Genomic DNA, 14,218 nt, shown 5'->3' with positions numbered 1-14,218 from the left:
ACTAGCCATAGTTTAATCATTATTCATTGATAATTCATGAAATTATGTCTGATTTATGCAAGAAGGACAATATGAAAAAAAATTGATTTTTTATATAAAACAATGAATAAACATTAATGACAAAAGTTTTATAAATTGAAGCTAATAGTTTTTAAAGAAAATCCAGGTAAATAAAATCAGACCACTTAGTGTTTCTATGGGATAAAAAATTAAAAAAATGTGCTTTCTTTAAAGATATTCGGGAGTATTTGATGGGGGTAAATACAATGCGTACCGCATTTATAGGTCTGGACTATATTATTGATATTATGCATCCACAAGGCAAGATAGCGCGTTCAGCCGCGCACGCCCAGGAGCGTGATATAATTAAAAAGGTAAATAAAGTTCTTGAAATTGCAAAATTAAAAAATTGGTTAACCATTATGGTGAAAGTGGGTTTTAGTGCGCATTATACGGAACAACCAAAGCATTCGCCTATCTTTGGCAAGGTTCATGTGTTGGATGCTCTAAAACTTGGCTCTAAAGGAACAGAGTTTCATCCTGAATTACTGATTGGCAATAGTTTAGTAATGGTCAAACCAAGAGTTAGCGCATTTTATGGAACTGCACTTGATGCAGCGCTACGAGCAAACCAAATTGAACGAATAATACTGGGGGGAGTCAGTACTTCCTGGGCCGTGCAAAGCACCGCTCGCGATGCTCATGATCGTGATTATAAAGTATGTATTGTTGAAGACATTTGTGCGGCGGCGAGTCAGGAAGAACATCAATTTTCCATCCAATTAATGGAAAAAATAGCGCAAATTGTCACAGTAAATGAACTAAAAGGTATCTAATGCACGTTATTTCCAAGACGATACAAGCATTAAAAGATGAAATTCAGATAGGATCTTTGCTGCGAGGTATCATTGTATTGTTACCCTTTGCCCTTCTTTATTTGAGTACCAATAACTCGATTTGGCTTCAGTCTTCTGTTTTAACTATATCAACGCTTATTGTAGAGGAACGACTCGAGCTTACTGCATTAGGGGTATTGCTTCATGGTTGCATGATCGTTGTAATGTTTTACTTACTTTTTTTAACCCAGCTTATGCCTGTGCTGTATATTGTCTCATGCACCCTCGCTGCGACGACAGTAATTTTGGTGACGATAAAGGGCGAGAAGCTGCGTCCTTTAGGGAGTTGGACTTTTATTCCTGCCATTATTCTTGCTACAGAATTTGCTGCAGAGACTAATCATACAGTGATGTTACATCAGGCTCCTCAATTTTTACCCTATCTGTTAATTGCATTAGTCCCTACGTTATTGCTTGCCCAATTCGATGAAATAAGCGCCTATTACAAAAAACGAGAGATTCATTATCACCCATTGCGATTAGGTGGTTTAAATGATTTTGGAGAGCAAAATCCTTATGTTGAAAGTATGATTGCTATGGCAATCGCCGTTTGTATTTCAGCATTTTTGGTTGAATATTTTCAGATGCAAAATGGGCAGTGGATGATTTGGGGGACTGCCAGTGTCGTTACTGGTAATGTAATGACAACGCCGCAAAAATTGAGTCAACGTGTTATTGGTGTATCACTAGGTGTTCCCTTAGGTATTTTATTCGGATTTATTCTTCCCAGCACTCCTTTTGCTTTGACCTTTGCCATTTGCGGCATTTTCTTAACTTTAGTTGCCTTCCGTCGTTATGTTATTGCATATTCTTTTCGTTGTTTCTTTGTTGCAACAACAGTGATGTTAGTCACGCATTCAGCAAGCGTTGCATCAGAACGCTTGACGCATGTTATATTGGGTGGGCTCATAGGGTTCGGTTCAGTTATATTCTGTCATTTTGCTCACCTTGCACAATCACGTTGGGCGAAAAAATAAAATTTAAAACGCAAGCTGAGTTGAGTATTTGCGATTATTGCCTTTAATATCTTCGCTGTATTTTAGCAAGTTTCTTCTGTATTATTTTAAAAATAATCTGCGATACACCCTTACAGGAGGTAAGCATGCGTCGTCTTGTTTCTTCAAATTCTCTCAGTGCTATTTTATTGACTTTATTTATTATTCTTACGTTCTCATCCGTTCTCATCGGCAGAACAAAAAACTCATCTTTAATAAGTAAAGTGAAAAATAAGATTTCATAAATTATATTCTAAAAATAAAAAGGTTTGAAACATGCTGGCTATCGTTGAATCGTATCGTGCAGGTTTACTCACATCGAAATATTGGATACAAAATTTAATTGCCGGATTAATTGTCGGGGTTGTTGCATTACCCTTGGCTATGGCGTTTGCTATTGCTTCTGGTGTTAAACCAGAGCAAGGTCTTTATACCGCAATTATTGCGGCATTAATCGTAGGCATTTTTGGTGGTAGTCGGGTACAAATTGCGGGTCCTACGGGTGCATTCGTTATAATTCTTGCAAATATCACCGCTCAATATGGTATCGATGGTTTGCAGATAGCAACATTATTTGCGGGCTTTATTTTAGTTTTTATGGGCTTCCTCAAATTGGGAGCAGTCATTAAATTTATTCCAGATCCAGTTATTGTCGGGTTTACTGGAGGTATCGGTGTTATTATTTTTGTAGGTGAATGGAACGATTTTTTTGGATTATCTGTACACATCCCTCTTAATGCACCTTTTTATTTAAAGTTATTAGCACTGATTAGAGCATTCCCTAATCTCGATTGGTCAACAGTAGGATTGGCTGGTTTGAGTCTTTTTTTGATACTCATTACCCCCAAATTTTTAAAGCGCGTTCCTGGTCCTTTAATTGCAATGGTTGTAGCTACCGTGTTGCAAACATTGTTCCATTTCAAAAGTGTTGCAACGATTGGCAGTACGTTTGGGGGTATCACGCAAACTTTACCACAGTTTCATTTACCCCAAATCCAATTAGAATATGCCTTTAATTTAATCGGTCCAGCGTTTACTATTGCTTTGCTAGGCGCGATTGAATCCCTTTTGTCTGCAACAGCCGCAGATGGCATGTCAGCCACACGGCATCATTCTAATCAAGAATTGATTGGACAAGGCCTAGCTAATATTTTGTCACCGCTATTTGGTGGATTTGCTGCAACAGGTGCTATTGCACGAACAGCCACAAATATTCGTAATGGTGGCAATAGTCCTATCGCTGCTATTGTTCATTCTATATTTTTAATCTTGGTTATTGTGTTACTTGCGCCTTTTGCATCTAATATCCCACTGTGTACGCTTGCGGCGATTCTTTTTGTTGTTGCATACAATATGAGTGACGTACCTCATTTTATATATATGATAAAGCACGCACCAAGTTATGATCTCCTCGTATTAATTACGACTTTTTTGCTTACTATATTTACCGATTTAGTCGTCGCAGTTAATGTTGGTGTCATTCTTGCAATGTTACTTTTTGTACGTCGCATGGGTCAATTTGTCGCTATTGAGCAGCAGGATCATGAAACACTTAAAAATGAACTATCAGATATTATTTTGCCAAAAAATACCGTTGTATATACTATTCAAGGGCCTTTCTTTTTCGGTGCAGCAGAAAAATTGGAACGGGCTTTTATGATCACCCATTCCGATCCAAAAAATATTATTTTTCGCTTAAAGGATGTACCTTTTATGGATATTACCGGCTTACAAACATTTATTGAAATAATCGAGCAGTTTCACAAACGTCATATTAATGTTTATCTCTGTGAAGCTAAATCTAATGTTAAAAATAAGTTAATGAATATAGGCGTGATGCATTTGATAAAAGGAGAGCGCATTTTTCCTACATTAAAAGATACAATTAAGAAGTTACAAAATTAATGAATTGGATAAATTGGCCAAAGGCACTCAATTCGGGAGCTGAGACCTTTATTTCCATACCAAAATTTCCGGTGATTTACGAACCACTACAGGCGTTTCTCCAGCCGGAATACCTACAATAATTGGTGCAATTGCTGTGACGTCAGAGGGAATATTCAGTTTTGTTTTCCACTCTGGAGTATTCAGTGCTGAAACAGCAAGACCAATGACACAAGTACCAAGTCCTTGAGCACATGCAGTCAGCATTAAGTTTTCAGCTGCTAACCAACAATCAGCCGCTACAAAAGGACCTTGATATTTGCTGTAAATGATAATGAGGGTGCTTGCATTATAAAATGCATGAAATTCAGGATTATTAACCAGTTCTTGCAGATTTTTCATTTGTATTTTGGAAAAATGATGGGCTTCAGTATGAATCAGCGCTTTCACAGTGTCTGACAAGCGATTTAATGTATCCTGATCTTGAATAATCACAAAGGACCACGGTTCTTCATGCATCGCCGTAGGTGCTTGAACTGCAGCATCAAGCAATGAATGAATGAGCGAGGGATCCAGTTTTTGCGGTTTATAATTACGTACGGCGCGACGTTTATAAATTGCTTCAATTTCACTCATTAGGGCCTTTTCTTCCTTAATCTTTTTTGAAGTAGCCATAATTTTCTCCATATAAAACGTGGGGCTTGTGCTGTTTTTTCTAACATCAATAATTCCATTTATGGTTCTTAAATTCTGGTTCATCTTCTTACTTTGTCAAGTTTTTGTCCTCTTTTGAACATAGAACAGAACATTGTGAGTATTTCATGAGTAATCTCTTATCAAACAAATTATTTGATTGTATTATAAATGATTATTTTGTTTATTAATAAGATTGAGAATGGCTTTTAAAGAGTTAATGGAAATTGAACGATTAAAACTGGATAAAATCAAAGAACCGAAACAACGTAGTGAACTTTTTAGAACAATTCAAGAAAAATATATCAACGAAGTTCATAGTCTCGTAGAACAGTTAAATGAAAGCCAAGATGCTCAACTTAGCGAAGTATTAAAGCAAATCAAAGAAACGGACCGGCTCTATCTTGAAATAAAAGGAATTCAAATTACGGCTCATGTCTTATTCAGTCGTCATGGGAAATGCAGTAGTTGGGAACAAAAAAAATTTGGTTTAAGCCCAAATGCTGCTCTCTCTGAAGAGGCTGAAAGAAACATGGAACGAACCAGTCACTCTACTGGTGATTTGTTATTTTATTCTCCAAGTGAGCGCCCCCCCTCAATCGCTGTTTCACCAATGAATCGAGCACTGCAAACAGCTGGATGGGTGATTCCCAGGGAAATTAAAAATGCAACAATTGCTGTTCTGCCTTTTTTGGCGGAAAACAGTAATGCACCTTCGGGTTATGATGTTCGTTCTATGTCAGATATGCGTAAGCTATCTGATCAGATTTCCTTTTGGACATCTCCTATTAAAAAGCTTCTTTTAAAATTGTCCTTATGGATTTATAGTGATCAAGACTTCGCTTTGCTTTATAAAAAGAGAAAGAAGGCTGCTGAAAAAATACAGGAGCATGGTAATAAGATTCTTCTTGAGGAATGTGATGATGTGTACCAAAATTTGGATTACACTGGTGACAAAATAGAAGATACTCAAAATTTTATTGAACATGTAGAGCAGCGAGATTGTTGGTTGTTTGGACATGGAAAAAATTTCAAAGCCTTTTTTCAAACAGTTTTAGGGATTACGCTAGATTTTGATTATGGTGAGACACGCCGTGTTTATAAGATAAAAGATGAGGGCCATAGATCCTCATTATTTGTTCCTCCATATGTGATGATCATTGATCAAAAAACGGGAAAAATAAAAGGAAAATGTACGGGTGTAATTGGCACTTTGCTGCAAAAAGAATATGTCCCTCTATCTAAGGAAGAGACATGTCCTGATGTATCAACGGCGATAACCGGCCTAGGAAAGTCAGTTGTAACGCAAAAATCCCTGAAAGAATGTGCTTTTAACGATTCAACAAATCGTGGGGAGCAACCCGATTCAAAAATACAGCATCAGGAGAGTCAGTCCTTGATAGTGAAAAAGTTCTGATATTGTCGCTTATGGCTTAAGAGTACATTTCTCATCAGATTTATGTAATTATAAAATAATGAAAAAGTCTTTATGAGACACAGCTGAATAAAGGTGGATTTTGGATACCATGTATGATGCGATTATCTTTGATTTTGATGGGGTTATTTTAGACAGCGAACCTATTCATTATGAAGCATGTTGTCATGTACTTAAGCCATTAGGAATAAGCATAAGTTATTCTGACTATACAGAAAAATACTTGGGCTTGTCCGACAAGGATATGTTCCCTAAGCTATTGGACAATGAGGGCTTTAGTAGTTCTGTTGCGGAAACTAAACGTTTGATTCAGCAAAAAACTGAAGCGTACATCAATATTATTAATACTCGCGATCCTTTGCCCCTGATTGTAGATTTTGAGCAATTTATTTTTAAAATTGCTCCCAAAGTAAATAAAATTGCCATTTGTAGTGGATCCAGTCGTGGCGAAATAACTGCCGTACTTTCTAGAGTAAGGCAGGGCAAATTGCGTGCTTATTTTGATGCAATTGTTACAACTGAAGACGTACAGAGTGGGAAGCCATCTCCTGAAGGCTATTTATTAACTGCCAAACTTCTAAATGTTACTCCGGGACGTTGTCTAGTTATCGAGGATACCCTGCATGGGATAAAGGCAGCAAAAGCCGCCGGCATGCAGGTCATTGGGTTGACTACAACCTATGACCGACATCAATTTTTAATTGCAGATCAAGCCATTACAGGTTATAGACAATTATTAGGCAGAGTGTGGTAAGGCATTTTTTGAATCACTCTATTAGTCTATTGATTTGTCAACCAATCTTCGTAGGTTAGAGCAAAACGAAAATGATCACACCATATACCATTAATTTTTAAGTATCTTGGGGAGAACCCTTCCTTAAGAAAACCATTTTTGGTAACTAAATGGATGGATGCAGTATTCGTTGGCTGAATGTTTGCTTCAATTCGGTGCAGTTTTAGTCCTAAGAAAATTTCTTTTAAAACCAGTTTTAATGCGTGACTCATTAAGCCTTGGCCTGCATAAGTTACTGATGCAAAATATCCCATATAGGCGCTTTGGAATACGCCTCGAATAATTTCATTAATGTTGAATACGCCGATAATGTGATCATTCTGATTCAATGCCAAAAAACATCGTTGTTCTTCTTGCTGGAATTTTTGTATGTAGGCTTGAAATTCCTCATGAGTCTGGGGTGTGGTAACAAAAGGGTGGTGAAAGTCTCGGCTTTTCTGCATGGTTAAGAGAAAATTAGCTTCATCATGTTGATTTAATTGGCGTAGATATATCCTATTTTTAGTGTGCATTGGGCTCGGTATTTTGGGAAATATGAAATTTTATCACAGTTCCCATCCAGGGTTTACCCATTAACAACATGGCGGGCTTTTTGCCGGGGACTAAGGGCAATACCTAATTTGAATCACTCTTTTTTTTGGGTTAAGATTGCGCGATATAAATCAGGCTGAAGTTGCCCCGGGTATATTTCTTTGTTTGTCCTATCGCTACCAAATGTTTAAAACACAGGAGCTAAATCAAACAAGTGGCAGATGTTCCTGTATCTGAATTTTGTTTTATCAGTCAACATAAAGCTCATTTGATAAAAGCACTGTGAATTGGTATTGATGCAGATCCTATTTATCAGGCTCATGATTATTTTGGGGTTCAAACAACAAACTTAAAGAAAATGAATTAAGGTAATATGAACAGATTATGCTTGGGGATTGTGCTATTTTTTTTCTTAATCGGGAATACAATGAGTATGGCTATGGACATAGTAACTGTGGAACAACCGGAATACCGTCAGGTTCTAAAGAGTAAGGCCCAAGAAGTTCAGTTTCCTTTAAGTCAGGCAGATAAAGACTTAATCGTTGCCATGAAAAGTAAATTGTATGAGCTAGGTGGGGTTGGTTTGGCGGCTCCCCAGGTTAATTTTCCAAGACGAATCATTGCAGTTTACATTTCTGAAGAAGCGACTTTATTAAGGGATAATGTTAAAAAATTCTATCCTATGCATGTGATGATTAATCCAAACTATGAACCCGTTTCAGGTTCTGTAATGCAGCAAGATTTTGAAGGATGTTACTCTGTTTCCGGCAAATCCGGGAAGGTCCCGCGATATGAGCAAATCACAGTAAGCTATTATGATGAGTCAGGCCAGTTTCATCAGCACATTGAAGAAGGATTTTATGCTCGGGTTTTGCAGCATGAAATTGATCATTTAAACGGCCTTTTAATTCTCGATCGTCTTACTCCAGATTGCATCCAAGGCTCTCTGGAAGAAATGATGGCTTTACGGCGCGAATCCTTGCCCCCAGAAAAAAGAGCTATGTTTGATCAGGCTATGGCTCGCAAAGCAAAAAAATAGATTTGAATTTAAAAGATTAAATTATATTGCATTGTTAGTATGCTCAGCGTTAGCTTTCAATAATTCAGCTAAATTTTGGGCGGCAAGTTGGGCTTTTGCTTGTTCGTATCCGGCTTCGGTAATTTCCTTGTATTTTTTAAAATCCAAAATACCGAACTGATCTACTTTTAAAGTAATACCATAATCTGCCATGGCCATCATTTTCGCAGTATTTTGATGGGAGCTGATGGTTAATAATCGCAACACCAACTCACCTAAATTAATGGGCAATATAGATTCTTTTCCCATGAATTTGTTGTAAAGCAACTTCCAACCTGAAAGAGAATAAGGTATTGGAGTTAATTTGAAGAGGCTACTATTATTATTCACATTCGAAGCAATAATTTTACTACTATGAGAATACTGCCTCATGACATCAGTAGGTATGTTATTCAATACTCCGCCATCAATAAGCAGTCTGTCATTAAATGATACCGGTGGGTAGATAAAGGGTAGGGATATACTGGAGCGAATTGATTCCCATAATCGTCCTCTATCATGAATATATAAATTTTTGCTGATTAAGTCTGTTGAGACACAAAAGTAGTTCAGCCACAAATCTTCGATTTGGCTGTCCTCACCATAGAGTTCGATAAGGCTGTCTGTGGCTCTTCTGCCTGTAGCAATTGCAATATATGGGAAGGTAAAATCAATTTTCGCTCCTTTGATTAAATATTCTCCAACAAATTTTAATAGCTCGCTCGAAGAATATCCCATCGCCAAAACAGCAGCAAGCATTGCTCCCATACTTGTTCCTGCAATATAGTCCACCGGTATTCCTCGCTCTTCTAACAGGCGATAAACACCTATATGCGCAAGACCTCGTGCGCCACCACCGCTGAGTACTAAGGAAATGGTATTGTCAGTAAAGATTCGCATCATGCGAGATATGCCTTCATCTGTATTGCTTCGGACATGAAAATGGCTGTTAACGGCGCGCCTTTCAAGCCAGTTTTTAGTATTTCGAGGTGGGGTTGCCGTTTGATGCATAAGTACTAATACATTTCTTTTAATAAAATTATGTTGCATATTTAATAGGTAATGTTCTACTTCAGATATGTCAGAATCATGTTCTTCTGCAAGTGCTAAATAGGCGAGCGAATCTGCTTGGCGGGCGCAAAATTTAGTCCAGTTGGTTATCGTCTCGTCAGCTAGATAAAAAATGAAAGAGTACTCTTTTTCGATTTGGTTAATCCATAAAATTCCCTCATTACTCATATTCCCATTGTCATCCAGGAGGCCTTGTCTGTTGTCCAGGCAACGGCTGGTTAATAAAAGAATTTTTTCCCCATAAGAGAAACGAAAAATCATTTCTTGCAATTGAAATTCAAGATCTTTTATCGGTCTTATTGGAATTAAAGCGATGGATTTATTACGTGAAGAGGCAGCTTGAATTCCCTGTAGTGAGTCGGTTAATCGTTTAATTGTGAATTGAGTTATTTTATTGAGTAGTTCCGGATATGATCTGCATAATTTTAAAAAATTCTTCTTCGATAATTTTAAGATGATACTGTCGCGCAATGTATAGACATTAGCGGAGCGGGGCAAATCAGATAAAAGCGCCATTTCACCAATGATTGCCCCCTCATGTAATTCGCCCTGAAATGTCACATTCCCTTGGGTATCTGTTACCTGATAGTACAAGCGGCCTTTGATCAGAATGTATAGATCATTCATGTTTTCCCCTTTTTGAATTAAAAGGGAATCAGCAGTTCGAGATTCTATCTCCAAAACACGTGAAAGTTTTGAAAGACATGCCTCGCTCATGGAACAAAATGGTTCATGCTGCTTAATAAATTCAAAAATTTCTTTGGGTGTGAATAGAGGTTTATTCATATATTATTATTAATTGGTGACTTTAATTATCCTTAATTATAGACAGTGTTTTTCATTAAGGTTGTCTTGTAAGAATAAAGCCTTTAAATAATAATTTTTAATTAAAGTCTTTAGTTTTGCCAGGGAAAAGGGACAAGGGGTCCGTGTCACATAATCATCGTAAGTTTGCTGTTGATGAACGAATTGGCATTGATTTGCCTATTGCAGCTCTGACGCTCTGCCTGCTTGAGTCTTATTTGCCGATTACACTTTAAGGAAAACCATTATTTTCCAAAGGTGAACTTGACAAAATTAAATTTTACTTCCTAAAATGCAAGTGGCTAAATTATATTTTGCCTATAGCATATTTAACTAACTCTAAAAGGAATTAAGTAAATGAATAAATTACAATTAACAGGCGTTGCTTTAGCAATTGGTGCTGCTTCTATGTTCGCTATTGCTCCTGCTTTTGCAGCAGATGAAGCTACTACTGGTATGGTAAAATGCCAAGGTGGTAACGCTTGTAAAGGACAAGGCGCTTGCAAAACTGCAGACAATGCTTGTAAAGGCCAAAACGCTTGTAAAGGCAAGGGAATGGCTGAAATGACTAAAGAAGACTGCCAAAAAGCTGGCGGTACTGTTGTTCAATAATTTCAATTGAAATTCTCATTACTCCAGGCATGCATTGCATGCCTGGTTTCATTTTATTCTCGGATTTAATACATGGATAGCCCAAAATATAAAGTGACTCCAAGAATGCCTTTTTTAGGATTTGGACTGGGATTACGACCCGATTATTATGAAGAAATCTTGGCGCAAAAACCTGATTTAGATTGGTTTGAGATACTCACTGAAAATTATATGGTACCGGGCGGAAAGCCTCTTTATTATCTTGACCAAATACGAGCCCATTATCCAATAGTAATGCATGGTGTTTCACTTTCATTGGGAAGTACTGATCCGCTGGATAATAACTATTTAAAGCAGTTAAAGGAACTCGTGACTCGAGTCGAACCAGTATGGGTTTCTGATCATTTATGCTGGACAGGCGTTAACGGAATTAATGCACATGATTTGTTGCCTGTTCCCTATACACGTGAAGCGGTACATCACATTGTATCGCGAATACAGCAAGTGCAAGATTTTTTAGGTCGCCCCATTTTAATTGAAAACGTATCCAGTTATCTTACTTACAAACAATCTGAGATGTCAGAATGGGAATTTATCCTGGAAATTGTAAAGCAAGCGGATTGTTATATCCTATTAGACGTAAATAACATTTATGTTAGTTCCGTAAATCATCAGTTTAATCCAATGGATTATATTTTTGCCATGCCTCCCGAGCGTGTTGCCCAAATCCATTTAGCTGGCCATTCGAATCACGGTGATTACATTATCGATACGCATGATGCACCAGTAATTCAACCTGTCTGGGATCTTTATGCTGCGACATTACAGCGCCTTGGGCCGATATCATCAATGATTGAACGGGATGATAATATGCCTCCTTTTGCAGAGTTGCTAGCCGAAATCAATCATGCGAGACGGATTGCAGAATCAATTTTGGTTGAAGAGGTGCTTGCATGAATGAGCTTTTTCACTTAGAAAATCAATTTCAAAAATTTCTATTATCAGGTCAGGCAGACATTTATGATTCCATTGTCCAAACTGAATTGGTTTCGGTAGATACTCGCTTAGGTATTTATCGTGATGCGTACAAACTTCGACTTATTGAGAGTTTAAGTATTAATTTTCCTGCATTGTATGCTTATTTAGGGACTGAGGAATTTAACAAGCTATCAACTTATTATATTGATGCCCATCCTTCCTCTTATCGTTCAATTCGCTGGTATGGTGATTTATTATCCGATTTTATTAAGCACAATTACTCACAATATCCTTATTTAGCAGAACTTGCTGATTTTGAATGGAAAATGAACTGGGCTTTTGATGCTGCTGATGAACAGGTTGTACGGGTTGAGGATATGGCTGCTATACCTCCTGAAGCGTGGGCAAATTTACAATTTGTGCTTCATCCATCAGTACAAAGAATCAATTATTTATGGAACATAATTCCTCTTTGGCAGGCTTTAATTCATGATCGGGAGCTGCCTGAATTGCAACAAACTCCAGAGTTCACAGCTTGGGTCATATGGCGCGCACCAGAATATAAGATACAATTTTACAGCTTATCTCAAGAAGAGGCTTGGGCTTTGGATAGCTTATCGCAAGGACTATCTTTCGGTGCTCTTTGTGAAGGACTATGTCAATGGATACAACCCGAAGAAGTAGGTATGACGGCCGCTTCTTACCTAAAAGGCTGGATTCAAAATGGTATGATATCTCAATTACTCATTGTTGATTAGCTACTTAGTTCAAAACAGTTAGTTTCTATTGCGAGTTATTCTCTCTCGTAGCATAATATGTGAACATCTTGTATTCCATTGATGTTAAATCGGGGGGAGAAAAAATCAATGTCTATGAGTAAAACTATAATTAGCAAGGAACAATCCACAGCTAATCCCAGCCCCGAAGATAATCTCAATATAGAGTTGCAAGAAAGGATCATTGATAACCCTGCCAAAGGTAATTGTGGTTATTATGCCTTCGCAATAGGCTTAATTAATATTATTCAGCAGGAAGGAACTGGAATAACTTTTGATAAGTGGGTGCAATTGGATCCCTCTATAAAAGATTATTATGATGCCATTTGCAAATTTGATTTTGATAAACCTGATAACAAGTTACTTGAAGTATTGCAAAGAGCTTTAAGATTAATTACTTATAATTTGCAGATCGAAGAATTACGTTGGGCATGTACATCAGCGCAAAAAAAAGACGAATACAGAGCATTAGTAGCAATAAGTACTTATAGAAAATTTGCTGAAATGTATCATGGAACATATTTGGATCCTCGTTTCAACCAATTTGTTTCATCCCCGGCTATTAAAAATGCGCTCAAAAAAATTGATCATTCACGCATTGTAGCGGAGCATGAATCATTAGTGTTGGCACCCTTATTTATATCATTAATTTATGGAGAAGAGGTCGCTCCAGAAACTATTACTCTATCGACTGAACCCAAATTTAACTCTCCCATAATTCTGGCATTACAAAACATTACGCAAGATTCTGTATGGGCAACTCATTTAGAACTGGATTATTTAGCTAATGCATTTGAGGTAAATCTGCATACGCTCGAAAATGGTAGGCAGCGATATGAGTACCAAGACTGGCCTTCCCAACATACAATCACGCTAAATAATCAAAATAATATGCATTGGACTACAAAAGTAACAATGGCTAAATCCCGAAAAGCTTCACCTCAACCTGGCCATTCTTCGGGAGTTGCATCTCTTGATTTAGGCAGCAAAAAAATAAAAGCTTGGGACTCAGATCCTCATGCCAAAAAGCAAACCGAGAAAGAAGAAGATACCGTAACATTAACAATTCAGGATGAACATTCGCAGAAAAAGAAAGTAGCTACTCAAAAGAAAACTGAGCTTGTAAGAGTGGATGTTGAAACCAAACATTATAAAAAACCGGGTAATCACCAAGGGTTTCCCAGCAAACATGCTCTTTTAAGTCAACGTGAAGAGATATCTTTGGAGTTGATTACCTCAAAAGCCGAGCAAAGAGAATTGAATAAATTAATTCGTATAGTCAATAGAGCGGTGGTGGAGTATTGTTCTTACAGCGATGGAATTCTTTTTTCAATTTTTCATAGACACGGAGAATCCGGTAGGAGAAGGGCACGAAAATTTAATGGAGAGTTTTCTAAGTTTAACGATGAGATTTCTAAGGTTAATGGTGAGTTTTCATCCGTTACCGCTCTTACTGAAGCCAAGGAAATGTTAATTGATTATTTAAAGGATGGTAAAAACGGTAGAACTCACCCGCATTCATTCAGGACTATGTTATTGCAGGGATTATTAACAAAAGAATTAAATAAGCACTTAGATTTAAAATATGTTTCTAACAATTACTCCGACCTCTTGGCCGAATTTCAAAAACTATTAATTCCTGATGGGGGTTATCAATATATTAAATAGGCTAATTTAATTCATCGCAACACTCATTAAAATTGTAACCTGGATA

Annotated in this window: 13 protein-coding genes; 10 read left to right on the top strand and 3 right to left on the bottom strand. The window is 37.3% G+C overall.

Annotated features, from left to right (window positions below; all coding sequences use genetic code 11):
- Positions 1 to 251: 251 nt before the first annotated feature.
- From BW930_RS07265 to BW930_RS07255, 3 genes are all read left to right on the top strand, one after another.
- Positions 252 to 836 carry a cysteine hydrolase family protein gene (locus BW930_RS07265; RefSeq protein WP_238587879.1) on the top strand — a complete coding sequence of 195 codons (585 nt, stop codon included), beginning with the start codon at positions 252 to 254 and terminating at the stop codon, positions 834 to 836.
- A complete protein-coding gene (locus BW930_RS07260) occupies positions 836 to 1,873 on the top strand; it encodes an FUSC family protein (RefSeq protein ID WP_058468493.1) in 1,038 nt (345 codons plus the stop codon). Before BW930_RS07265 ends, BW930_RS07260 begins: the two co-directional genes overlap by 1 nt.
- Positions 1,874 to 2,167: 294 nt before the next feature.
- Positions 2,168 to 3,796 (top strand): SulP family inorganic anion transporter, encoded by a 1,629-nt coding sequence (locus BW930_RS07255; RefSeq protein ID WP_058468492.1) that lies wholly within the window; start codon positions 2,168 to 2,170, stop codon positions 3,794 to 3,796.
- A gap of 48 nt (positions 3,797 to 3,844) precedes the next feature.
- Here the strand turns inward: BW930_RS07255 and BW930_RS07250 are convergent, their stop codons facing one another.
- The gene (locus BW930_RS07250; protein WP_058468491.1) at positions 3,845 to 4,450 is read right to left on the bottom strand and encodes a nitroreductase family protein; all 606 of its coding nucleotides are present in this window, start codon (positions 4,448 to 4,450) and stop codon (positions 3,845 to 3,847) included.
- A gap of 220 nt (positions 4,451 to 4,670) precedes the next feature.
- On the opposite strand from BW930_RS07250, the gene BW930_RS07245 reads away from it, so the two are divergent.
- On the top strand, positions 4,671 to 5,885 hold the full coding sequence (locus tag BW930_RS07245) for a histidine phosphatase family protein (RefSeq protein ID WP_058468490.1): 1,215 nt from the start codon (positions 4,671 to 4,673) through the stop codon (positions 5,883 to 5,885).
- 109 nt (positions 5,886 to 5,994) lie between these two features.
- Positions 5,995 to 6,657 (top strand): HAD family hydrolase, encoded by a 663-nt coding sequence (locus BW930_RS07240; RefSeq protein WP_058468489.1) that lies wholly within the window; start codon positions 5,995 to 5,997, stop codon positions 6,655 to 6,657.
- Between the two features lie 26 nt (positions 6,658 to 6,683).
- Here the strand turns inward: BW930_RS07240 and BW930_RS07235 are convergent, their stop codons facing one another.
- A complete protein-coding gene (locus tag BW930_RS07235) occupies positions 6,684 to 7,208 on the bottom strand; it encodes a GNAT family N-acetyltransferase (protein ID WP_058468488.1) in 525 nt (174 codons plus the stop codon).
- Positions 7,209 to 7,660: 452 nt separating this feature from the next.
- Here BW930_RS07235 and def point away from each other — a divergent pair, with 452 nt between their 5' ends.
- Positions 7,661 to 8,266: a peptide deformylase gene (gene def / locus BW930_RS07230; protein WP_058468543.1), complete on the top strand. Its 606-nt coding sequence runs from the start codon at positions 7,661 to 7,663 to the stop codon at positions 8,264 to 8,266.
- A gap of 21 nt (positions 8,267 to 8,287) precedes the next feature.
- On the opposite strand, the gene BW930_RS07225 is transcribed toward def, so the two are convergent.
- Positions 8,288 to 10,141, bottom strand: coding sequence for a patatin-like phospholipase family protein (locus BW930_RS07225; protein WP_058468487.1), 1,854 nt, complete (start codon positions 10,139 to 10,141; stop codon positions 8,288 to 8,290).
- A gap of 375 nt (positions 10,142 to 10,516) precedes the next feature.
- On the opposite strand from BW930_RS07225, the gene bufA2 reads away from it, so the two are divergent.
- From bufA2 to BW930_RS07205, 4 genes are all read left to right on the top strand, one after another.
- A complete protein-coding gene (gene bufA2 / locus BW930_RS07220) occupies positions 10,517 to 10,771 on the top strand; it encodes a BufA2 family periplasmic bufferin-type metallophore (RefSeq protein ID WP_058468486.1) in 255 nt (84 codons plus the stop codon).
- A 72-nt stretch (positions 10,772 to 10,843) separates the two neighbouring features.
- Positions 10,844 to 11,707, top strand: coding sequence for an MNIO family bufferin maturase (gene bufB / locus BW930_RS07215; protein ID WP_058468485.1), 864 nt, complete (start codon positions 10,844 to 10,846; stop codon positions 11,705 to 11,707).
- On the top strand, positions 11,704 to 12,486 hold the full coding sequence (locus BW930_RS07210) for an HvfC/BufC N-terminal domain-containing protein (RefSeq protein ID WP_058468484.1): 783 nt from the start codon (positions 11,704 to 11,706) through the stop codon (positions 12,484 to 12,486). Before bufB ends, BW930_RS07210 begins: the two co-directional genes overlap by 4 nt.
- A 108-nt stretch (positions 12,487 to 12,594) precedes the next feature.
- Positions 12,595 to 14,172: a hypothetical protein gene (locus tag BW930_RS07205; RefSeq protein WP_058468483.1), complete on the top strand. Its 1,578-nt coding sequence runs from the start codon at positions 12,595 to 12,597 to the stop codon at positions 14,170 to 14,172.
- Positions 14,173 to 14,218: the final 46 nt, after the last annotated feature.

It is taken from the genome of Fluoribacter gormanii (assembly GCF_900156395.1).
GTDB lineage: Bacteria > Pseudomonadota > Gammaproteobacteria > Legionellales > Legionellaceae > Legionella > Legionella gormanii.
The sequence above is the reverse complement of the archived record's forward strand: the minus strand, read 5'-3'. Positions and strand labels throughout refer to the sequence as shown.

Coding starts and splice junctions, on each gene's coding strand:
- BW930_RS07260 (WP_058468493.1), top strand. CDS start 836: ATGCACGTTATTTCCAAGACGATACAAGCATTAAAAGATGAAATTCAG.
- def (WP_058468543.1), top strand. CDS start 7,661: ATGGCTATGGACATAGTAACTGTGGAACAACCGGAATACCGTCAGGTT.
- BW930_RS07255 (WP_058468492.1), top strand. CDS start 2,168: ATGCTGGCTATCGTTGAATCGTATCGTGCAGGTTTACTCACATCGAAA.
- BW930_RS07235 (WP_058468488.1), bottom strand. CDS start 7,208: ATGCACACTAAAAATAGGATATATCTACGCCAATTAAATCAACATGAT.
- BW930_RS07245 (WP_058468490.1), top strand. CDS start 4,671: ATGGCTTTTAAAGAGTTAATGGAAATTGAACGATTAAAACTGGATAAA.
- BW930_RS07250 (WP_058468491.1), bottom strand. CDS start 4,450: ATGGCTACTTCAAAAAAGATTAAGGAAGAAAAGGCCCTAATGAGTGAA.
- bufB (WP_058468485.1), top strand. CDS start 10,844: ATGGATAGCCCAAAATATAAAGTGACTCCAAGAATGCCTTTTTTAGGA.
- BW930_RS07265 (WP_238587879.1), top strand. CDS start 252: ATGGGGGTAAATACAATGCGTACCGCATTTATAGGTCTGGACTATATT.
- BW930_RS07210 (WP_058468484.1), top strand. CDS start 11,704: ATGAATGAGCTTTTTCACTTAGAAAATCAATTTCAAAAATTTCTATTA.
- BW930_RS07205 (WP_058468483.1), top strand. CDS start 12,595: ATGTCTATGAGTAAAACTATAATTAGCAAGGAACAATCCACAGCTAAT.
- BW930_RS07225 (WP_058468487.1), bottom strand. CDS start 10,141: ATGAATAAACCTCTATTCACACCCAAAGAAATTTTTGAATTTATTAAG.
- BW930_RS07240 (WP_058468489.1), top strand. CDS start 5,995: ATGTATGATGCGATTATCTTTGATTTTGATGGGGTTATTTTAGACAGC.
- bufA2 (WP_058468486.1), top strand. CDS start 10,517: ATGAATAAATTACAATTAACAGGCGTTGCTTTAGCAATTGGTGCTGCT.